18 protein-coding genes and 1 pseudogene are annotated in these 21,050 nt (G+C 58.5%); 2 read left to right on the top strand and 17 right to left on the bottom strand.

Features of this window, described 5'->3' with window-relative positions; all coding sequences use genetic code 11:
* Positions 1–222: 222 nt before the first annotated feature.
* The 10 genes from C7S18_RS06060 to C7S18_RS06015 form a co-directional block, all read right to left on the bottom strand.
* Positions 223–603 carry a hypothetical protein gene (locus C7S18_RS06060; RefSeq protein WP_146151781.1) on the bottom strand — a complete coding sequence of 127 codons (381 nt, stop codon included), beginning with the start codon at positions 601–603 and terminating at the stop codon, positions 223–225.
* Positions 604–1,049: 446 nt separating this feature from the next.
* On the bottom strand, positions 1,050–1,505 hold the full coding sequence (locus C7S18_RS06055; protein WP_106890714.1) for an HNH endonuclease: 456 nt from the start codon (positions 1,503–1,505) through the stop codon (positions 1,050–1,052).
* A 315-nt stretch (positions 1,506–1,820) separates the two neighbouring features.
* Positions 1,821–2,330, bottom strand: coding sequence for a hypothetical protein (locus C7S18_RS24155; RefSeq protein WP_146151780.1), 510 nt, complete (start codon positions 2,328–2,330; stop codon positions 1,821–1,823).
* 106 nt (positions 2,331–2,436) lie between these two features.
* Positions 2,437–2,718 carry a hypothetical protein gene (locus C7S18_RS24690; protein WP_106890712.1) on the bottom strand — a complete coding sequence of 94 codons (282 nt, stop codon included), beginning with the start codon at positions 2,716–2,718 and terminating at the stop codon, positions 2,437–2,439.
* Positions 2,719–2,838: 120 nt separating this feature from the next.
* Positions 2,839–3,243, bottom strand: coding sequence for a hypothetical protein (locus C7S18_RS06040; protein WP_106890711.1), 405 nt, complete (start codon positions 3,241–3,243; stop codon positions 2,839–2,841).
* 90 nt (positions 3,244–3,333) lie between these two features.
* Entirely contained in the window at positions 3,334–3,633 is a 300-nt protein-coding gene (locus tag C7S18_RS06035) for a hypothetical protein (RefSeq protein WP_146151779.1), read from the bottom strand.
* Positions 3,634–4,309: 676 nt separating this feature from the next.
* The gene (locus C7S18_RS06030) at positions 4,310–5,314 is read right to left on the bottom strand and encodes an IS5 family transposase (protein ID WP_106889619.1); all 1,005 of its coding nucleotides are present in this window, start codon (positions 5,312–5,314) and stop codon (positions 4,310–4,312) included.
* A gap of 65 nt (positions 5,315–5,379) precedes the next feature.
* On the bottom strand, positions 5,380–5,769 hold the full coding sequence (locus tag C7S18_RS24150) for a hypothetical protein (protein WP_146151778.1): 390 nt from the start codon (positions 5,767–5,769) through the stop codon (positions 5,380–5,382).
* Between the two features lie 674 nt (positions 5,770–6,443).
* Positions 6,444–7,229, bottom strand: coding sequence for a TIR domain-containing protein (locus C7S18_RS06020; protein ID WP_170113144.1), 786 nt, complete (start codon positions 7,227–7,229; stop codon positions 6,444–6,446).
* A 393-nt stretch (positions 7,230–7,622) separates the two neighbouring features.
* Positions 7,623–8,780, bottom strand: coding sequence for a DUF4062 domain-containing protein (locus tag C7S18_RS06015; protein WP_106890707.1), 1,158 nt, complete (start codon positions 8,778–8,780; stop codon positions 7,623–7,625).
* Between the two features lie 119 nt (positions 8,781–8,899).
* Here C7S18_RS06015 and C7S18_RS25095 point away from each other — a divergent pair.
* Together C7S18_RS25095 and C7S18_RS06005 are read left to right on the top strand one after the other, a co-directional pair.
* Positions 8,900–9,883 (top strand): annotated as a pseudogene (locus C7S18_RS25095) (integron integrase).
* A gap of 327 nt (positions 9,884–10,210) precedes the next feature.
* Positions 10,211–10,645, top strand: a complete 435-nt coding sequence (locus C7S18_RS06005) for a hypothetical protein (protein WP_106890706.1) — start codon at positions 10,211–10,213, stop codon at positions 10,643–10,645.
* 1,876 nt (positions 10,646–12,521) lie between these two features.
* Here C7S18_RS06005 and pnp read toward each other — a convergent pair.
* The 7 genes from pnp to C7S18_RS05965 form a co-directional block, all read right to left on the bottom strand.
* Positions 12,522–14,612 carry a polyribonucleotide nucleotidyltransferase gene (pnp, locus tag C7S18_RS05995; RefSeq protein WP_106890704.1) on the bottom strand — a complete coding sequence of 697 codons (2,091 nt, stop codon included), beginning with the start codon at positions 14,610–14,612 and terminating at the stop codon, positions 12,522–12,524.
* A 21-nt stretch (positions 14,613–14,633) separates the two neighbouring features.
* Positions 14,634–14,903, bottom strand: a complete 270-nt coding sequence (rpsO, locus tag C7S18_RS05990) for a 30S ribosomal protein S15 (protein WP_106890703.1) — start codon at positions 14,901–14,903, stop codon at positions 14,634–14,636.
* A gap of 268 nt (positions 14,904–15,171) precedes the next feature.
* Complete coding sequence (argH, locus tag C7S18_RS05985; RefSeq protein ID WP_106890702.1) at positions 15,172–16,467, bottom strand: argininosuccinate lyase; 1,296 nt, start codon at positions 16,465–16,467, stop codon at positions 15,172–15,174.
* Positions 16,464–17,408: an N-acetyl-gamma-glutamyl-phosphate reductase gene (gene argC, locus C7S18_RS05980; RefSeq protein ID WP_106890701.1), complete on the bottom strand. Its 945-nt coding sequence runs from the start codon at positions 17,406–17,408 to the stop codon at positions 16,464–16,466. The genes argH and argC overlap by 4 nt, the downstream gene beginning before the upstream one ends.
* A gap of 4 nt (positions 17,409–17,412) precedes the next feature.
* Positions 17,413–18,726, bottom strand: coding sequence for an acetylglutamate kinase (locus tag C7S18_RS05975; protein ID WP_106890700.1), 1,314 nt, complete (start codon positions 18,724–18,726; stop codon positions 17,413–17,415).
* A complete protein-coding gene (locus C7S18_RS05970) occupies positions 18,716–19,801 on the bottom strand; it encodes an acetylornithine deacetylase (protein ID WP_106890699.1) in 1,086 nt (361 codons plus the stop codon). The genes C7S18_RS05975 and C7S18_RS05970 overlap by 11 nt, the downstream gene beginning before the upstream one ends.
* A complete protein-coding gene (locus C7S18_RS05965; RefSeq protein WP_106890698.1) occupies positions 19,791–21,011 on the bottom strand; it encodes an argininosuccinate synthase in 1,221 nt (406 codons plus the stop codon). Before C7S18_RS05965 ends, C7S18_RS05970 begins: the two co-directional genes overlap by 11 nt.
* Positions 21,012–21,050 lie beyond the last annotated feature (39 nt).

Raw genomic sequence — 21,050 nt, 5'->3', positions numbered from 1 at the left:
GCCTTGGCGCCCTGACCCATTTCTGACCGCTGGCTAACGCTGTTGGGCTCTTTCGCGAGCGCCAGAGGACAGGAATCCCGAAGCCACTACTCCGGAATGCCGGGAACGTGCGTAACCTCGCACCACAAGGTGAATTACATGGCCCGGCAAGCAAAGCCTAACGTTAGACATGAGGGGGTGCCCGGCCGGCGCAGCCAGCCGGGCACCCCATCGATGGAAGGATTAGGCGTCATCGTCGGCCGCCGTCTGCGATTTAACTTGGCGCATTAGGATGCTGATTCGCCACATCTCATCCAGTTGCCCCGCCTCCAAACAGGCCCAATATTGGATGGTCTCCGCATGAAGGTTGAAGTTTTTCTCCAGAAGCGGCTTGATGCGTTGCCAACAGGTCGCGAGCTTTGCTTCTGAATCCGAATCTTCCACGCATTGAACGAGGATCTCCATTAACGCAAGGCGTTGATCGACTGGCAATTCGGGTGTGTAGGCCTTCAGGAATTCTTCGAACCGGTCGGGATCGGCAACTTCCCACTCCCAGTATTGCATAGCGACACTGCAGGGAAGGTCGAATCGGGCGGCTAACGCCTGGCGCGCGGCTTGGGTCATGATGCCTAACGTCTGAATTAAGCAGCAGCCGGCCGCGAATGGTGGGATGAGCCGAGTATAACCCCGGCTGTCCGCTTGAATGAACAGGTTGGCGCCAAGACCCGAAAACTGTAGGACTGTCCATGCCAGTAGCAGCGCGCAAACGGCGACGAACAACAGGACGCGAGCGGCGGCCAACCGCGCGACTAGGTGATAGCAGCGGTCGCACCAAGCGCCGGTGTAGGGAGACGCGCCGGGTGCATGGCGGGTGTGCCCGGGCTTACCGCACTGCTCGCAGGTACCGCAGAAGCCAGGAGGAATGCCTCTCGAATTCAAAGCGTCAGGATTGGCCTGCCAAGTCTCGCAGTAGCAACCTCGCTCATTCATTGGCGCCTAACGTTCGAGCTAAGCCGACCGCGGAGGCAGGCGGCGTAAGCCTGCCGTAGCGGGTCGGCTTGAGCGAGGGGTTAGGCCGCACTCGTGCCCCGGTGCAGTTTCTGAACCTTCTCAAGCTTGAGATTGGCCAACTTGGAGTGAATCAGCTGATGGCAGTTGGCACAAAGAACCAACAGGTCCTTCTCCTTGGTCTCCCGCTCTTCAGTGTCGTCGTGCAGTGGGAGAACGTGATGGCATTGATACAGCGATTTCGCCCCTTCGCCTAACTTCTTCAAGTAGTCGACGCGGCAGCCAGAACATGGGTAGGAGCCTGACGAGAAGGCTGCCGTTCGCTTGCGCTGCGCGGCGGCAGAGCTCCGCTCGCGATACGTATGAGTTTTTGTTACTACAGCGCCTTCAGGATAGCCGGCTGCGGTTGCTTGGTGCTCCGCGAACTCATTGAGTGTTCCCAAGAGCGACTTCACTTGCCTTGAACTCTGTCTCAACGCCGGCAGGTCCCGACTGTTGTAGTGATCGAAGTTGTTCAAGACATGAAGCAGCGTCGTGACTACCTTGGTCGTTGATTTCGCGTCTCGCCACTCATCCGAGCAAAGACCACTCGGACCGTATCCACGGCAAGTCTTGTAGCTTGGACATGAAGCTAGGCAGGCGAGCCTACCTGCCTCCGTCTCCGTCCACCAGTTGTTACCGCCCGGCAGGAGCGAATCCAGGAGTGCTGCTGAACGTTGAAGCCCTGCAACGTTGCCTAGCGTCATGTGGGAAGGATACGGTGTGTCCATGTGCGGCCTAACGACTTGAATTCAGCCGCGCCGAAGGCGTCGGCTGCAATGATTTGTTAGGCTTCATTGGCTACCGCTACCACCAGTGCTCTGCTCATTCTGTGCAACTTCGCCATTCTTGAAATCACGAAGCAATTCGATCAATTCAGCTTCAACTTGATTCCTGAGGCTTTCATCACATTGAATACGACTTTGGCAAGCAAAATACGCATTAACGTCGCGCACGCCTGTCATCAGGCTTTTGCATGGCTCGAACAGGTCTTCCGCAACGACATATGCCTGCGACATTTCCTTGTCCGTAGACGTTTCTACGCTTCTTCTAACCACGCTGAGCGCATACCTTAAGTAGGTTTCTTTCTCAAGGAATCTAGAAAAATTTGAAAAATCTAGCCTACCGTCTGTTGCATCCGCAGCAAAAGATGCTGTCAAAAGGCGATCCTGAAGTGCATGCCTGCCAAGAATTTCAAGGTCGCCTTGAATTGTGCCAGATGAATCCCAACATTTACTTTCGTTCTGTTGCATGCAACCAGCACAAGATCCTAGCACCGCCAACAGAGTAGCTAGCCGCTTCATAAAGTACTCCTTGGAATTCTACGCCTAACGTCTGAATTAAGCGGCAGCCGGCCGCGAATGGTTGGATGGGCCGAGTATACCCCCGGCTGTCCGCTTGAATGAGTAGTTAGGCCCCATAGCCAGGTAACCATTGGAGTAGTTGCAACTCCGATATGCGACCGGCAGCAAGCGACTGCCATAACTCGAGCGCGCGATCGTGTGCGACAGCTCGCATGTGAAAAGGCCCTTCGCCGGTCTCAAGGTTTTCGAGAACGACGATACCGCTTGGATAAACGCTGATGCACCATTCGCTTTCGTGCGTGAGCGAAACGTCGGGATGCTCAGGGTCGTTCGCCATGAGCGATTCTAGAAGCGCGCGCATTTCCTCCAGAGACGGCTCATCAACCATGGAGCCAATTCGGTCAGTAGCGTGATACGTCATGAAGGGCCTAACGTCGTGTTCAGCGGCGCCGGGCCGCGGTGGTTGGTTGAAACGTAGTACTTCCCCGGCGTCCGCTGCAACACATAGTTAGACAGCCGCTCCTCGCAGAAACCCAAACGCCACCATTCGCAACAGCTGTGGGTTCCCCGTTGAGCAAATAGCTTCATAGAGCGACTCCGCTGGTTTGCCGGACTGGACGAACTGCACAGCTGCAGCCGCCCGCGCCTGCGAAAACAGACGTAACGACTGCACGGAACGGCCCTCCTCTTCTTCGAGTTGAAAGTAGCGCTGATCAAGGCCCTCGACAACTGCAGCAACGTCGGTTGATGACCCCTTGTCCAAGGCTGCGAGGACCGCAGCGTCATTGACTCCGGAAAGCCGAACGGCTGCGCGAGCAGTCTCGCGCGCAGCGACGATTCTGGCCTCGTCGGTGGCAGCCGAATAGGCTTCTTCGAGTTCTGGATCGGCAACTCGCAATCGGCTGACGGTCATTTGGCTGTCTAACGTCTGAATTAAGCGGCAGCCGGCCGCGAATGGATGGATGAGCCTAGTATAGCCCCGGCTGTCCGCTTGAATACATAGTTAGGCGCTAGCATTCTGCGCAACCTCCTGTGTCCAGTCCATGTCGTGAGGTTCGAACTCTGCACGCGAAGCAATGAAACCGTTTTCAAGGTCGCTGAACATCTGCTGCTCCAACTCGATCTCTCGAAGGCGCTTCAGCCTGGACGCGAATTGCAGCGGCGAGAGCCGCTCAAAGCGATCGCCTTGATGCTGTTCATCGACTGCAAATGCTGCATCGCCTCGGGTGTATTCTCGGCATAGACGGCGCAAGAAATCGCGCTCATCCTGCCAAGCTGTTCCAAACGCGACGACATCGCGCACCGACGACTGCGCGACAGACGCGGCGCGAATCGCCGCGACTCCGAGACTACAAAGCGTTCGCAGCGAAGCGATTTGCTTCGTTGTGAGAACTGGCAACGGGACAATGCGGAACATTTGGATCTGGGGGGGGCCTAACGTCTGAATTAAGCGGCAGCCGGCCGCGAATGGTTGGATGAGCCGAGTATAACCCCGGCTGTCCGCTTGAATGCATTGTTAGGCTGGAAATCCACGCGCATTAACCTCGCAGCGGCGGCACAGCCACAACGGATGCCGCGAATTAGCGGCCGACCCCAAACGTCTGGGCTGGCAGCCACAAGCCGACGCGCGGGCCGAGCCTGGGAGTAGTGCGACACTGGACCCGCAGCGTATGACCGCCGGAAATGTGCAGCGATCAGAACCACCGGACGACTCGAAGTGGCGGCAAGTCAAAGCCTAATGTTTGACATGAGAGCCTCCGACCCGGCATAGCGGGGCGGGTCCTCTCGATGGAGGGGTTAGGAGACGCTGTCAAGAGCTGGCCTAGGGAGGGTCTGAACAAGTCGGTTTTTGGCGATGGATTCCGTCCTCCGGATTCTCAGGCGGGTTTCGGTCGGTGATCCGTTAAGTATCCTTCCTAATCGGTATCGTTCTTCACTTGGGAAAGCGGTTCTGGCGCTACTTTGCCCCTCTTTCGTGATCAGCTCGCGAACTTCGGGCGCAACTCCCCTGCAGTTTCAAGTAGCACTTTTCTGACACGATGCAAATTGGCCAGCGCGAACAGGGTGACGATGTGACTGGTGTTCTTGGCCAATCCCTTGAAGCGCGCCTTGTTGTACCCAAAGAAGCACTTCACCTTCTGAAACGCATGCTCGACTCGCGCGCGAACCTGCGCCTTCCTACGCTCGATCTTCACGATATTGCTCTTTGCCCGACCTTCTTCCATCGCCTTGATCGCGCTTCGGCGCATCGCAATCCTCCACTCAGGGAAGCGCTGCTTGCGCGGATGGTTCTCGCGCATGTTTTTGTCGGCGCCCTGGTAGCCCGCATCTGCCCATACTGTCTCTTCCTTGCCGTGCAGCAGGCTTTCAACGTGATCAACATCGGCATCATTGGCTGCCGACGTCACCACTGTGTGGACCAGACCACTGTCAGCATCCACGCCAATATGCGCCTTCATGCCGAAGTACCACTGGTTGCCCTTCTTCGTCTGGTGCATCTCAGGATCCCGCTCACCGTCTGAGTTCTTCGTCGAACTCGGTGCCGCGATGATCGTCGCATCGACGATCGTGCCACGCTTCAGCAGCAAGCCCTTGCGCGACAAATGACCGTTGATCCGCTCCAGTATCGACGAAGCCAAATCATTCGTCTCAATCAGACGCCGAAAGTTCAGGATCGTCGTCTCGTCTGGAATGCTGCCGCTCAGCGTCAGACCGGCAAAGTTCCGAATCGACACGATCTCATACAGCGCTTCTTCCATCGCCGGATCGCTCAACCCAAACCAGTTCTGCATCAGGTGAACCCGGAGCATCACTTCAACGGGGTACGGGCGACGGCCGCGACCGGCGACCGGATAAACCGACTCAATGTCCTTCAGCAATGCTGCCCACGGCACGACTTGCTCCATCTCGGCTAGGAATACCTCCCGACGCGTCTGCTTCTTCTTAGCCGCATATTCCGCGTCACCGAAACTCATCTGGTCCATGCTGAAATAACCTCGCCGCAACACCTGTATCTAACCAGAAATTGCGGGACTTGTTCAGACCCTCCCTAGCGGCGATATGCAGCTTCAAGGTCCTTGTATTCGAAGACTTCGAATTCCGGTGACTTACCGCTCATCAAAACGGGTACGGCGACACTCGTTCGATCACCAATCCGGTCGCGCGGCCAAACCCACCAGCTCACTTTGTAGTACCACCGATTTCCTGGAGGCACTCCGATTGGTGCCAGCGCGCACTCGTGCACCTCAGGTTTTGAGGCCGGCTCGAATGGGCCGAGCATTCGCTCAAGCAATAGACTTGATTCCTGGATTGCTGCTCTTGGTGAGAGTGGAGGGAACGGGCTACTTTGATTCCACTCAGGAGAGTCATTGCCGCCAACACCGCTTAGCCTGAACTTGAAGATCAGTTGCTCGAAGTAATGCGAATACATGGTGGTCATAGAGCAACGTTCCTGCAGAGCCTAACGTCTGAATTAAGCGGCAGCCGGCCGCGAATGGTTGGGTGAGCCAAGTATACCCCCGGCTGTCCGCTTGAATGCACAGTTAGGCTGGAAATTCGCGCGCTCTGCGCTTGGAATGGCGGCAAGGCTGGGGCACATGCTACGCCGAGGCGCCCTGACCCAAACCTGGCCGCTGGCAACCGCCGTTCGGCTTTTGGGCGAGCGCCAGAGGACAGAAATACCGAAGCCACAACGCAGGTATGCCGGAGACGTGCATAACCTTGCACCACAAGATGATCCACATGGCCGGCAAAGCAAAGCCTAACGTCTCAATTAAGCGGCAGCCGGCCGCGAATGGTTGAATGAGCCGAGTATGCCCCCGGCTGTCCGCTTGAATGCACAGTTAGGCTGGAAATCCGCGCGAATTGCCCTCGGAGCGACGGCAAGGCCACAACACCGCCCTGCCCTAGCAAACAGCCCAACCCCTGTGCGCTTGCAGCCACAATCCGGCTCGTGGGCGGAATGCGCGAGGAATGCGACGCTGGACCTGTAGCGCATGACCGCCGGAAATGTGCACCGACCAGAACAACCGGACGACTCGAAAGTGGCGGCAATTCAAAGCCAAACTTTTGAGGTAAGCCGCGTGCCGTAGGCACGTCGGCTTGACCGAATGGTTAGGCGTCGTCGCGCCCCGCCAACTTTGCCAGAGCCAGTGGCAAGTCACTTTTGATGGTTGGGTGACCAGGAGAAATAGCGTCAGCTGTTTCGTAGTGCCGGACAGAGGCAGCAAAGTCACCTGCTCGAAAGCTGAATATGCCAGCGAGAAAGTGAGAGAGGAAGTCCCGTGGACGCTGTGCAAGTATGGCATTGAGGGCGGCAAGAGCATTGACGTTATCTCCCAAATATCCGTAGCAGTCGGCACGAACCCTCAAGGCGTCAATGTTGTGATCGACTTGCTTGTCTCGCACGATTTCAAGCGCGTCCGCAACTAGCCCCTCCCGGTACTTCTGGTCAGCCAAGCGCACACGGGCGGAGATCTTGCTGAAGTCACCTACCTTCTCGTAGACAAGGCGCGCAACAGTGCGAGCCGCAGTCTTCGTCCCGTCGATGTAGCTGATCGTCTCGAACAAGCCCGGCAGCTCGGTGTCATCTAGTCGGACAGGCAGCAGGTAGTCCTTGTCGGGCTCGCGGAACGCTCGCTCCTGGGCTGAACGCCACTCGTGCCGCGTGTACCGCTTGTCCTTGTAGTGCTGAGAGACGAGTACAACGCAGTACTGCGACTTGTCGCGATAGATCGCGACCAACTTCTCCAGCAAGAATGTCCCGAACAACCTTGCCTGCTCGAAGTCGTCATAGAAGACGGCCAGGCCGAACTCGTTTGCAAGGAAGTCTGCCAACGCCTCGGCGTAGCTCCGGTCCTCGCCGGCAAATGAAATCGCTACGTCGTACTCAATCGCCATTTCACGAGGCCTAACGTCTGAATTAAGCGGCAGCCGGCCGCGAATGGTTGGATAAGCCGAGTATACCCCCGGCTGTCCGCTTGAATGCATAGTTAGGCTGGAAATCCGCGCGGATTGCGCTTGGAACGATGTGAAGGCTACGGCTCATTCCGCGCCTGAGCGCCTTGCCCAAATTCTGACGGCTGACAAACGCAATGAGGCTGTTGGGCGAGCACAAGAGGACAGAAAGGCCGACGCCACCACGCAGAACCACCTCAGATGTGCGTAACCTCGCGCCACACGATGACTTACATGGCCGGCAACTCAAAGCCTAACGCCGCGTTAAGCGGCCGCGGGCCGACAGCGCCTCAGGAAACATCGAAACCTTTCCCCGCGGTCCGCGTGAACGCATAGTTAGCTTGCTTCTCCGAGGGCCAGCTGCGCTGGCCCATCGCGCTGAGACATGAATTCATCGAAGCTTCGCTCCACGTAACGAAGCATCCCAAAACGGCGCTGCTCGCGATCCTCCAAGAGTGCGTCGACAATAGCCTCGCGTGCATGACCGTCGAGCCTCAAGAATGCAGACCATTCAACCCGGAAGTCATCAAGCGCCCTGCGCGGCAAGCGAAACCGATAGAAGGTACGATCTTCTCGGATCAAGAACACTTCAGGGCGCGCAAGCCAGTCGCGGTCATCTTCTTCCAGTGTGCGGATCTCGACGATCCCCGCTTTAGCGAGTAGATCGTCCCAGCTTGAATCGGAAAGCAATAGAACGCGAGCATCGACTGCAACGAAACCCGAAACGAAACCGATAAGGTGACGGAATTGAACGGCACCCTTTGCCGTGTCCCTCAGGTCGGGTGTTGCAAGCGAGGCAAGAACAACGGCTTTCAGATCATCAATCCTCTCCGAGAAATCGCGATATCGACGAGCCTCTTGAGCCTTTGTTCTGCTCTCAAGCATGAGTCGCTGAAAAAGCTGCGACCACTGGCTGGCAAGTTGAACGCGGATATCCTCTAGGCGACTGAATGCCAAGACACTGTTATTCGCCGTGCGGTGGGTAAGGAAGTTGATGAACTCGAAGATGTACCTCGCGGTGTCACGTTTCTGTATAGAGGGGAACTCTATGTGGTCGATTACGTCTTTCTTGTCCTTGTTCTTCTCATACACGTGGTGATCGTGTAGGACGCGCTCGTCGACGAACGTGTAGACAGGGATAGCTGCCTCAACAGCTTTAAGAACCTCAAGCTGTGTGATGGATAGCTTCTCCTTTGTTGCGAGGATCTCGGCCTTGGTAGAAAGCTTGTCGAGGCTTGCGAAGTCAACGAGCTGAAGCGCTGACGGAACTGCGGTTCCACCGAACCTAGAACCGATGATCAGGACCACCATGTCGCAGCCTGGTACCTCCTTCAGGCAGCTCTCGTGGGTGTGCGATCGGTGGTCATACAGGATGTCGGAATAGTCACTCATCACGGGCTCGTAGCCCATGTTTGAGATAAATGGGCGAAGCTCGCCCCTCAGAATGTCAAGGTCGTAACAAGTCGACGAGATGAAGACTCTAAGTCTTGCCATGAGAACCCCAAAGCTAGCTAACGTCCAGTGTACACCGCAAGCGGTGTGTACTTCGAAAAAGCAGGTGTATATCTCAAGTTCATTTCTATCAAGCCATTGATTTTAATGCGTTCATTCCAATGGACACACCACCAGACGGGCCTCCTCGACCGAAGCTTTTGGACCAGCTCCGCGAGCAGGTTCGTTTACGCCATTGCAGCAAACGAACAGAGACGCAGTACGTCCATTGGGTCAAGCGGTTTATCTTGTTCCATGGCAAACGCCACCCCAAAGACATGGGCGCACCAGAGGTTGAGGCATTCTTGACGCATTTGGCGGTGGTGGGCCAAGTGGCGGCTTCGACGCAAAATCAGGCTTTGTCGGCCCTGCTCTTTCTGTATCGCGAGGTACTGAAACAGGATTTGCCGTGGATGACCGAGGTGGTACGCGCCAAGCGGCCGGCGAAATTACCGGTGGTGTTGACGCAGCGCGAGGTGCAATCGGTGCTGGATCGCATGAGCGGCATGCATGGTTTGATGGCGCGCCTCCTGTATGGATCAGGCATGCGGTTGATGGAAGTGGCGCGTTTGCGGGTCTAGGATGTCGAGTTCGAACGCGCGGAAATCGTGGTGCGCGACGGTAATGGCGGCAAAGATCGAGTAACGATGTTGCCGCAATCATTGATTGCCCCCTTGCGCGAGCATGTTCGCTGGCGGCAGCGTTTGTACCAAGATGACTTAGCGAAGGGAAAGGCGGCGGTGTTCTTGCCGGATGCTTTGGCGCGTAAGTACCCCAATGCCGCCACCGATTGGGCGTGGCAGTACGTGTTTCCGTCTGGCAGCTATTCGGTGGATCCGCGCTCTGGTGTCGAGCGGCGTCACCATATCGACGAAAAGTTGTTGCAACGCGCGATGAAAAAGGCGGTTGCGGCGGCAGGCCTGAGCAAAGTCGCGACACCACACACGTTGCGACACAGTTTTGCCACGCATTTACTGCAGGCGGGCTACGATATTCGGACCGTGCAGGAATTGCTCGGGCATGCCGATGTGGCGACCACGATGATTTACACGCATGTATTGAACAAAGGTGGACGGGGTGTTTCGAGTCCACTGGATGCGCTTTAGGGAATGGGACGCGTGCAGCGACTTCTCGTCGCCGAAGCGAAATCATGAGACGCGGTCAGTTCGGACAACGGACGGTGGTCGCGAGATTGAACCTCACCCCGGATCATGTCCGGGGTGACCACAATATGATCTGCGGACATCAGGCGAGCAAACCATCGTGCTGGGTACCTGACGCGAGCAGACGGTATTGCCGTTACGTCGGCGCGCGCTTGGTTTGCCCAACGGGCCTGCGGGAAGACTCGATTAGCATGTATAGCCCTGGCTTTTAGAGTCTTCTCACACTCCGTTAAACTATTAATCTCGCCGCCTCCCACAAAGGGTCACGACATGGATTTGCGCAAGGCACTTTACACGAAGGTCACGGCTTTGGACGAGATCGACAGCGAGCACTTTCCCATTGTGTCGCTAGACGAGTTCTTTCTCGGCAATGAAGAAGAGGATTCGATCGCGCCAAACCAGTGGGGCGATGGGCGGCCGTCGATTCGCGTCATCTACGAGCGCTTCAAGGCGATCGAGGCGAGGCCGGATGTGCAAGGCGTTTACGTGAGCATTCATCAAGACTGGCCTGATGCGGAGGGATTTGAGCAGTGGGTGCCGGCGGATAGCATTCATGTTTACTCGTCGGCACCTCAGCATGTTGCAGATGAATGGATTGAAGGGTTGTTCGCCGACGGAATCAGTCCTGGGTGGCCGTATGGCAAGCATGCGGCGGCGCCGGAGCCGATGGATGGGTATCATGTTTATACGGTCTATTGGGACTAGCTTTTTTTGATTTTGTCCGCGCATAGATTCTCTCGACGAGTTGTACTCGGGGTAATCGTCAGTAGGGCGCCGTCGACATCACGCTTGCCACCCGGCTTCTAGGCTATTTCGATGGGAGTTCAGCTGCCCCTTTGATGCGCTTATTCGCGCATCAAGCTGTCAGCGACGATGCGTGATTCTCACGACGGCACAGTGTCGCAAGTAGCCCTCTCCCCAACCCTCTCCCACTCGCGTGGGAGAGGGAGTTGCTTGCGGTGAGAGTCGTCACCAACCGCACTATATTGGTTCGCAAGAGCGGTACGTTATGGCGCGTTTGATGAGAGTTGGTGCGCCATGACTCGAAACAGGGAGGCGCAATTGATGATCGAACTGAGGTGACATTTTCGGCCGCGGGCGGCGCAATGCGCTACGCTTATTGCGCCCTACGAACTGCAGCGCCTAACGTGCTTGTCGCGAGATCGAAACTCACCCCGGATCAAGTCCGGGGTGACGACAATGCGGGCGTGGGGCCTCGGGGCGTGGCTTGTGTGGTGTTGATCATCAGCTTCAAAACGGCGCGTAAGCGGTCATCGCTTCACTTCAGACCTTTTCTGCTCGTGCTCAGCTTAAGCGCGGGCACAGTCCTGATGTAGATCATCTTCCGTCTCTGGCAATCGATCGGATCCGTTCGAGATCAGGATGGTTGGTTTACCGGCTTGGGTTTGTCGGATGGGTACATTCCAGCCGTCATTGAGTTCGCTGGGCCGCGCACGCGGGCCTTTGGCGCAGCGGCGATCGCCGGTGACGAGATCGGTCAATGTGATCTCGCTGGCAGGATTCTCCCATCGGCAATCATGCTGCAGATCTAAAAGTCGGATGCAGAGTGAGCGCAGGGACGATCGGCTTGAATGCCAGCGCGACGTATCAACGTACGTGACCGTGTTCATGGTTGAGAGCACGAAGCCCAACAGGCCGACAGCGAGCAAGAGGAGTGAGTTGAAGATGATTGATCTTGGTGTCATCGCCGTGTTTGGGGTCGTCGTTTCGTGGTTGCTAACGTTTTGACCATCCGTGCCTAATTTGGTTTCCAGGCACTCGGTGACAAAAGGTCTGAGTCCTGTCATCGATGCCTGGAAGCTGGGCTTTCGCTCTGCTACTCAACCAACGCGTTCGTGTTGAGGTGTTGAGTTCAGCCATCTCATCGCAAGATTGCCCTGGATCCCGGAACCCGCTGCGCGGCTTCCAGGATGACGGCAATATGGTCGGGCTACTTGCCGCATGTTGTTTGTCCCAGATATCGCCGCCCTACGGTCGTTGCACATCACTTGTTAGTCCGGCGGCCGGTCATTTTCACCGCGGTAGCGCACGAGTGGCGAAACGTTGGTGTTTGGCGACAACAGTCCGGTCGGCGTCAGCCGCACCTCGCAGTGACCACCACTATTGTCGTCATCCTGGCGCAGCCGGGATCCAGGGCAATCTTGCGTCAATCGATCGAACTGGCGCGCAGTGCGCCATCGTTGCGAGCACGCCGCTAGATTGCCCTGGATCCCGGAATCCGCTGCGCGGCTTCCAGGATGACGGTATGGTTGGCGGGCATTTGAAGCGGGCTTGGCGACTGCTGGATTCTGGTGACAGAGGTAGCGTGCACCAATTCGGGCGCCTATTGCGGTGAACAGGGAGTTTCGGGGCAAGCTTGCCCTGGGCCGCGGCCTTCGCAGGGGTGACGGCAATAGTGTATGGGGGCTCCCGTTGCGGGTCGCGCCGGCACGGCAATTTGCGAAAAAGACTCGCACTTGCGGCTTGCGAATGACCGCCTAGGCCAAATCACACCCAACAAAAAAGCCACGCAGTGCGTGGCTTTTTTGCATCAGTCCGCGCGAGCGGCTGAAGTACTTGATCATCCTTCGTCGACGGCCTTCATGCTTAGGCGGATGCGGCCTTGCTTGTCGACTTCCAGAACCTTGACCTTGACGATGTCGCCTTCCTTGAGCTTGTCGGAGACCTTCTCGACGCGCTCGTTGGCGATCTGCGACACATGCACGAGGCCGTCTTTGCCTGGGGCGATGGTCACGAATGCGCCGAAGTCCATCAGCTTGGCAACCTTGCCTTCGTAGATGCGGCCTGGCTCAACGTCGGACGTGATCGACTCGATGCGCGCCTTGGCGGCTTGCGCAGCGGCGGCGTTGACCGACGCGATGATGATCGTGCCGTCGTCCTGGATGTCGATCGTCGTGCCGGTTTCTTTGGTGATGGACTGGATCGTGGCGCCGCCCTTGCCGATCACTTCGCGGATCTTGTCCGGATGGATCTTCATGGTCAGCAGGCGCGGGGCGAAATCGGACAGTTCTTTGCGCGATTCGCTCAGGGACTTGTTCATTTCACCGAGGATGTGCAGACGACCACCGCGAGCCTGGTTCAGGGCTACGCGCATGATTTCTTCGGTGATGCCGTCGATCTTGATGTCCATCTGCAGCGCGGAAATGCCTTCGGCACTACCGGCCACCTTGAAGTCCATGTCGCCGAGGTGATCTTCGTCGCCGAGGATGTCGCTCAGCACGGCGTAGCGATCGCCTTCTTTGATCAGACCCATCGCGATACCGGCCACTGGAGACTTCAGCGGCACGCCGGCGTCCATCAGTGCGAGCGAGGAGCCGCAGACGGAAGCCATCGAGGACGAGCCGTTCGACTCAGTGATCTCGGAGACGACGCGGAGCACGTACGGGAACTCTTCCATGCTCGGCGTGACAGCCTGCACACCGCGCTTGGCGAGGCGGCCGTGGCCGACTTCGCGACGCTTCGGCGCGCCGACGCGACCGGTTTCACCAACCGAGAACGGTGGGAAGTTGTAGTGGAACATGAACGATTCTTTGGTCTCGCCTTCGAGCGCGTCGATGATCTGCGCGTCGCGAGTGGTGCCAAGGGTCGTGATGACCAGAGCCTGGGTTTCGCCACGGGTGAACAGTGCCGAACCATGGGTGCGTGGCAGAACGCCAACCTGCACCGTGATCGGGCGAACCGTGGTCAGGTCGCGGCCGTCGATACGGGACTTGGTGCTGAGCACCATCTCGCGCATCGTGCTGTATTCGAGTTCGGCGAATTCCTTGTTGACTTCGCCGTCCTTCCAGCCGTTCGCTTCCTTCTGGGCGGCGAGGCTGCCCTGGACTTCGGCGCGCAGCGCATTGATCGCAGTGCGGCGTTCGCCCTTGTCACGGATCTGATAGGCGGTGCCGAGACGATCACCAACCGCTGCCTTGATGGCATCGATCAGCGCGACGTTCTTGGCCGGAGCCGACCAATCAAACGTCTTCGGGCCGACTTCGGCCGCGAATTCCTTGATCGCGTTGATGACTGATTGCTGGGCCTGGTGACCAAACACCACGGCGCCAAGCATCACGTCTTCCGACAGCAGCTTGGCTTCGGATTCGACCATCAGCACAGCGTTCGACGTACCGGCCACCACGAGTTCCAGCTTAGAGTCTTTGAGCTGCGTGATCGTGGGGTTCAGCACATACTTGCCGTCGATGAAGCCGACTTTGGCCGAACCGATCGGGCCGTTGAACGGCAGACCGGTGAGGCTCAGCGCGGCGGACGCGCCGATCATCGCTGGGATATCGCATTCGTGTTCCGGATTCGCCGACAGCACGGTGGCGATGATCTGGATTTCGTTCCGCATTTCTTCGGGAAACAGCGGGCGGATCGGGCGGTCGATCAGGCGCGAGATCAAGGTCTCACGCTCGGTCGGGCGACCTTCGCGCTTGAAGAAACCGCCGGGGATGCGGCCGCCGGCGTAGAACTTTTCTTGGTAGTCGACCGTCAGCGGGAAGAAGTCTTGACCTTCCCGCGCCGACTTCGCGGCCACGACCGTGACGAGCACGACCGAGTCCAGCATTTTGACGACCACTGCAGCCGTGGCTTGACGGGCGATTTCGCCCGTCTCAAGCACAACTTCGTGATTCCCGAACTGAAATTTCTTGATGTGCTTGGCCATTGGCTATGTCCTTCTGGTGGCTTAACGGCGGAGGCCGAGCTTCTCGATCAGCGCCTTGTAACGGGCGTTGTCTTTGGCCTTGAGATAAGCCAGCAGACGGCGACGCTGGTTCACCATCTTCAAGAGACCACGACGCGAGTGGTGATCCTTGGTGTGCTTGGAGAAGTGCGGGCTGAGCGCTTCGATGTTGGCGGTCAGCAGGGCGACTTGCACTTCCGGCGAGCCGGTATCGGTCGCGTTGCGCTTGTGTTCGTCGATGATCTTCTTGGTCTGTTCAACGGTCAGTGACATTGCTTGGTACCTGAAATAAAGCCGAATGCCCGCGCATGGCACTTGCCATGTTGAGGCTCCGAATGGTTGATCTGTGGTCTGAAGGCGACCGCGATTCTAGCCATGTCGGGCTTTCACAAACAAGCAAACTTCTGATTTGACCCGAAAAAGTCAGCCTATCCACAGGTGTCGCAGCACCTCGTTTTAGCGGGATTTTGGGGCAAAAGCCCGCCAATGCTGGCGCTCCGGCCTGTCTTCACCAAGCTGAACAGGATGGTGAGGAATTGCCTCAGAGTTTGGCGAGACGGTCCCGGAGTCGCTGGAGCTCGGGCCGACCGGCCGCTCCCGGGGAAATTCGGGCAGCAAGCGACGCCTCCGGCTCCCGGTCGGCACACTGCTCTGGCCACTCGGCCGCAGCGCGTTTGTAGGCGTCCCGGAATGGCACGCCAGCCTGGGTGAGCTCCAGGGCGAGGTCGGTCGCGTACATCGATGGGTCGAGCGCCGCGCGCATCGGCTCGGCTTTGAATTGCAGCGCGGCAAGCAGCTTGATGAGCACCGACAGCACGCGCTCCGTGTGCGGGAACGCGCGCACGATGGCGCCCTTCCCCGCTTGCTGATCGCGGTGATAGCCGCTTGGCAGCGACTGCAATTGCTGGAGTTCGGTCAGGCCCGCGAGGATCGGTGCTGGAGCTGTTCGCAGCAGCTCGACGACGTCGGGGTTCCGCTTCTGGGGCATCAGGCTGGACCCCGTCGTGAAGATCGATGGCATCTCGATGAAGTTGAACTCAGCGGTGCTGAACAGCGACAAGTCCCAAGCCAGCCGACGAACATCGCCGAGGACTTGCGCCAAGCTCGACAGAATTTGCATTTCGTACTTGCCACGCGACAGCTGGGCGGCAATCGGGTTCAGCAGTAAACGCTCGAAACCCAGTTCGGCAGCGACCTGATCACGAGCCAACGGCAGATTCGCGCCGAATCCCGCAGCGGTGCCAAGCGGATTCGCATTGATCAGACTGCGCGTGCTGATCAGGATCTGGAGATCATCGATCAGACTCTCGGCATACGCCGCCCACCACTGCCCCACCGAACTGACCATTGCGCGCTGCAAATGCGTGTAGCCTGGCATGGGGATGCTGGCTTCAGCGTCGGCCCGGTCAAGCATTAGGGTGATCAGTGCTTTCAGCTGGCTGATGACGCGATCGACGCCGGCACGCTCAAACAGACGCAACGCGACCAAAACTTGGTCATTCCGACTGCGCGCCGTGTGGATGCGCTTGCCCAATTCGCCGAGACGTTCGGTCAGCCAGGCTTCGATGGCAGCATGGCCGTCCTCATAGCGATCGTCGAGCACGAATTCGCCATTCGCGAAGGCGACACCGAGCGCATTCATTTCGGCACAAAGCTGCGCGCACTCATCGGCAGTCAGCAAGCCAATCGCTTGCAAGCCGCGGGCGTGCGCGGCACTGGCCTGCAAGTCGAACGGCAGCAAGGCTCGATCAAGCAGGACATCTTCGCCCGCCAGAAAGGCCATCAGTTCGGCGTCCATCTCCGATCCCGCTTTTTGCCACAGGGCCTGCGTGCTCATGCGACTAATCCTGTTGTTTCGGGTAGTCCGAAGGCCAGATTCAAATTCTGCAGCGCCTGCGTCGCAGCGCCCTTCAACAGATTATCGAGCACAGAAACGATCACTGCACGCTGGCCGTCTTTCGAAATCGTCAGCCCACCGATCATGCCACCCGGTTTGCCAGCAATACGATTGACCCAAGGCGCGGTATCGGACAATTCGATCAGCGGCTCATTCGAATAGGCGTTGCTGAGCCGTGCCTGCACATCCGCGAGTGTCTGCGGTTCTCGAAAATGCAGATTGCACGTCATCGTGATGCCACGGAAATAGCCGGCAACCGTCGGCATGAACTCGATCGTCGTGCCGAGTTGCGCACTGACCTCGCGCTCGTGGATGTGGCCTATGGAACTGTATGGCATCAGGTTGTCGCGGAGCTTCTCGGGGTTGTTGCGATCAGACGGTGTGGTGCCGGCGCCGCTGTAGCCCGAAACACCAAAGCACTGCGTCGCGCCAACGAGCAAGTCCTTGAATGGCGCCACGGCCAGTTGCATCGCGGTCGCGTAGCACCCGGGGTTGCTGATCCGCCTCTGCCCGCTGGCGTGGCTGCGCGTCAGTTCCGGCAGACCGTAGTACCAACTCGCGTCAAAGCGATAGTCGGCCGACAGGTCGAGCACGACCGTGTCTGGCGCCAGCGCTTCAACCGCCGCGACGTAAGCAGTCGCTTCGTTGTTCGGCATCGCGAGCACCAACGCATCCATTCCCGACTGCGCGATCGCCTCTGGTTTCTGATCGACGAAACGCAAGTGCGAACGCGATTCGGGAATCAAGGCGCACACCGGCTGACCCGCGACCGAGCGCGATACCGCGAGCCCGAGCTCAAACTCAGGATGCTTCTCCAACCACCGCACCAATTCGGCCCCAACATGGCCTCTGGCACCAATCAACCCGATCCGCTTCGTCATGGCTTTATCCTTTCAGCGTCGCTGGCCGCACCCGGCACAGATGCACGGCTTTCTGCACGTCTTCGAACGACTTCAGGCCATACCAGAACACATGCCAGCGTTCGCCCTTGATGCACCCATCGGCTTCGTCGACATAGAACTCATTCACCGAGTTATCCGATCGCGAGCGCCAGAACAGTTGCGGCATCTCGGCGCGCATGATGTGCCACGCGGCACGACCAAGACCCTCGCCCTGCGCGTCGTCCGCAACGGCGAACTTATCGAGATACGGCATGCCGTCTTCCAGCGTCAGGATCAATGCCACACGGTAGTTCTTCGACACATACAGTCGATGCAGCTTGGTGGTCTTGAAGTAGTCCGGGGCAAGTTTGCGTTTGAAGCCAGACTCAATCAGATCGCGCAGCTTGGCCTTGTCGACGCCGGTCCACGACTTGAAGACGCGAATCGCTTCGCCCTTGCGAATCAAGGTACCGGAACCGCGATGGGTGAACAGTTCCTTGGCCAAGTCTTGCGGGCGCGTGATCGACACCGATGACGAGCCCGGCAGCCGGTCAAGCAAATCCGCGATCTGTTCAATCTTGAGCCGCATGCCCGAGTGCAGCCAAGGCGCGGCGAGCAGCCATTCGCGATCGGTCGACAGGTTGATCGACGTGATCACTTCATTGTCGCCATCGAGCAAGCCACCGGTGCCAGTCAAGAACACGATCTTGTAGGGCTTCAACACCGTGATCAACTCGTTTGCGGCGATGTCGGCATTGATGTTGAGAATCTGCCCGCTCGGCGTTTCGCCCAAGCTCGCAATGACTGGAATCGAGCCGGCCTTGATGCTGGCGTGTATCGCAGCCAAGTCCACCTGCGTGACTTTGCCGACCATGCCGTATTTGCGCTTGTTCAAATAGTCCGCCGTGAACACGCCACCCACGACCGAACTGGCGCGTGCCCCCACACTGTGCAGTGCTTCGACGAGTTTCAGATTTTCGGAATGGAACACACGACGGACAACCGTCAACGCCGCGGGCGGCGTGACGCGCAGACCATCGATGATCGGCGTTTCGATTTCCTCGGCGGCCAGTTCCTCGTTCAACTGCGGGCCGGCGCCATGAATGACGATCGGCGTCAACCCCACCTGCTGCAAAAACGCGAGCGCGGACGCCAGGTCATCGAGCTGATCGCGCAGAATGGCGCCACCCACTTTGACCACAGCAAAGCGCTCGGCATCGAGTTGGCTGAATCGGCGCAGGTACTGGCTGATCTCCTTGGCACTACCGATATTGCTCAGAAGCCGGAGGATCACCGGGCGAATCAGTTCACTGGTCATGTTCCAACACCTTCAAGTAAGTCTCGGTCGCGGCCTGCAATTGCTGCAGACTGACCCATTCGTTGACGCTGTGTGCCTGGGCGATGTCGCCCGGGCCGTAAACCAAAGCCAGATAGCCGGCCTCAGAGAACAAGCTCGCCTCCGTCCAAAAATCGACCGCAGCACCAATCGGCAATCCCAACGCATCGGCCAAATCACGCGTGGCCAAACGACGCTCTTCGGCATCGGCAATGCTGCCGGCTGGCAGCGATGGACCACGAAATGTCTCTTCGTAGGCAGCAAGCGACTGCGGCGCGGCCAAGCCCGCGAACTCGCGATGCAAATCCGGCACCGACATCGACGGCAGTGCCCGAAAGCCGAAGCGGATCTCGGTACTCGGCGCGACCACATTGGCCTTGATGCCACCTTCGATCTTGCCGAGATTGAAGCGCAGGCCGGTCAGTCCACCAAAGCGCTGGTGCTGTTCGCGCTCGGCGACAGCCAGTGCGGCATTCGCCCAACGCACCGCTGCGTGCAAGGCACTATCTGGCATCGCCGTGCTCGCGTGCGCCGACGTGCCTTTGAACGCGATCCGCGCCGAGCTGATGCCACGATGCGCGAGCACGGCTTCGCAGCGGGTCGGCTCGGCTACCATGACGAGATCAAACGGTGCTTGCCGTTTCAGAAAGGCGGCAATGCAACGCGGATCATTTGCCTCTTCATCAGACGAGAACAGCAGCGCGCATGGCGCATCCGTGTGATGCGCCGCGGTGAGCATCGCTGCGGCGCCGCCCTTGATGTCGCAGGCACCGAGCCCCGTCGCGCGCTCGCCATCCACGTGCAGTTCGAATGGCGAATGCGTCCAGCCATCGGCCGTTGGGACCGTGTCCAGATGCGCGTTGAACAGCACCTTCGGCTTGCCGCGAACCGCGTACAGGCTGACCGCGCCGGCGCCGTGATCGATCACTTCGACCTGAAAGCCCGGCAGCTGCGATGCGAGATAGGCATAGATGCCATCGGTGCCGATGTTCCGCGGCGGGTTACGCGTATCGAAGGCCACCATAGCCTTCAGATGCGCCAGGACCTCATCCAGCATGGCTTGGTCCCGGTACGTTCTGCCCGATCTCGGCCCACAGCGAGCTCGACATGCCATAGAGCTTTATGAAGCCTTCGGCCTCGGCCACGCCCCAGTCAGCGCTTTGCGCGTAGGTTGCGTTCTTGTTGGTGAGAATGTACGGCGACTCGATCTTGACGGCATCAATCTTCGCGCCTTCGGTGTACAGCGTGACTTCGCCGTTGACGCGCGATTGCGAGCTGTTCAAGAACGCTTCGACATCGTGCTTCAGCGGGTCATGGAAAAAGCCTTCGTAAACGAGTTCGACCCACTTCCGCGCGAGTTCCGGCTTGAAGCGATTCTGCTGTTTGCTGAGCACTGCCTCTTCGAGCGCGCGATGCGCGACGTGCAGCGCCGTCAGGCCCGGAGCCTCGAACACGATGCGGCCTTTCAAGCCAATGGTCGTGTCACCGGTGTAGAACCCACGACCCACACCATATTGCGCGAGCTGTTGGTTCAGTCGCTTCAGAATCTCGATGCCCGCAAGGCGCTCGCCGTTCAACGCGACCGCCTCACCGTTTTCGAACGTCAGCCGCACGCTGAGCGGCGTGGCCGGCCATTCGGACTTCGGCGCACACCAACCTTTCGCACCCGGGCCGGGGACGTCCCAGCGATCGATCTCGCCGCCCGAGAGCGTCACACCCAGAACGTTCTCGTTGATCGTGTAGCTCTTGGCCTTGTCTGGCACGGTGAAGCCACGATCTTCCAGATACTGGCGCTCGTAGGCGCGCACTTCGCCGACCTGCTTTTGAATCTCGCGGATCGGCGCCAGGATTTCGAAATCGCCGAGCGCCTTCAGGCACAGATCGAAGCGAACCTGGTCGTTGCCCATGCCCGTGCAACCGTGCGCAATCGCCTTCGTGCCGAGTGCCTTCGCACGCGCAACCGAGGCCTCGACAATCAGATAGCGATCCGACACCAACAGCGGATATTGCCCCTGATACCACTCGCCGGCCTTGATCAGCGGCGTGCAGAACGATTTCCAGATGGCGTCGCCAATGTCGACGGTCACATGCGAGGCCGCGCCGAGCTTGGCCGCACGCGCTTCGATGTCGGCACGCTCGGCGGCCGATACACCGCCGGAGTCCGCGAACACCGTGTGCACCGCATAGCCACGCTCTTTCAGCCAGGGAATGCAGAAACTGGTGTCGAGTCCGCCGGAGAAAGCCAAGACCACTACTTTGTCGCTCATGGGAAATTCCTGATCAGAGATGAATTTGAATCGGGTTCG

Origin of the sequence: Ahniella affigens (assembly GCF_003015185.1) — a bacterium.
GTDB classification, from domain to species: Bacteria; Pseudomonadota; Gammaproteobacteria; order Xanthomonadales; family Ahniellaceae; genus Ahniella; species Ahniella affigens.
The sequence above is the reverse complement of the archived record's forward strand: the minus strand, read 5'-3'. Positions and strand labels throughout refer to the sequence as shown.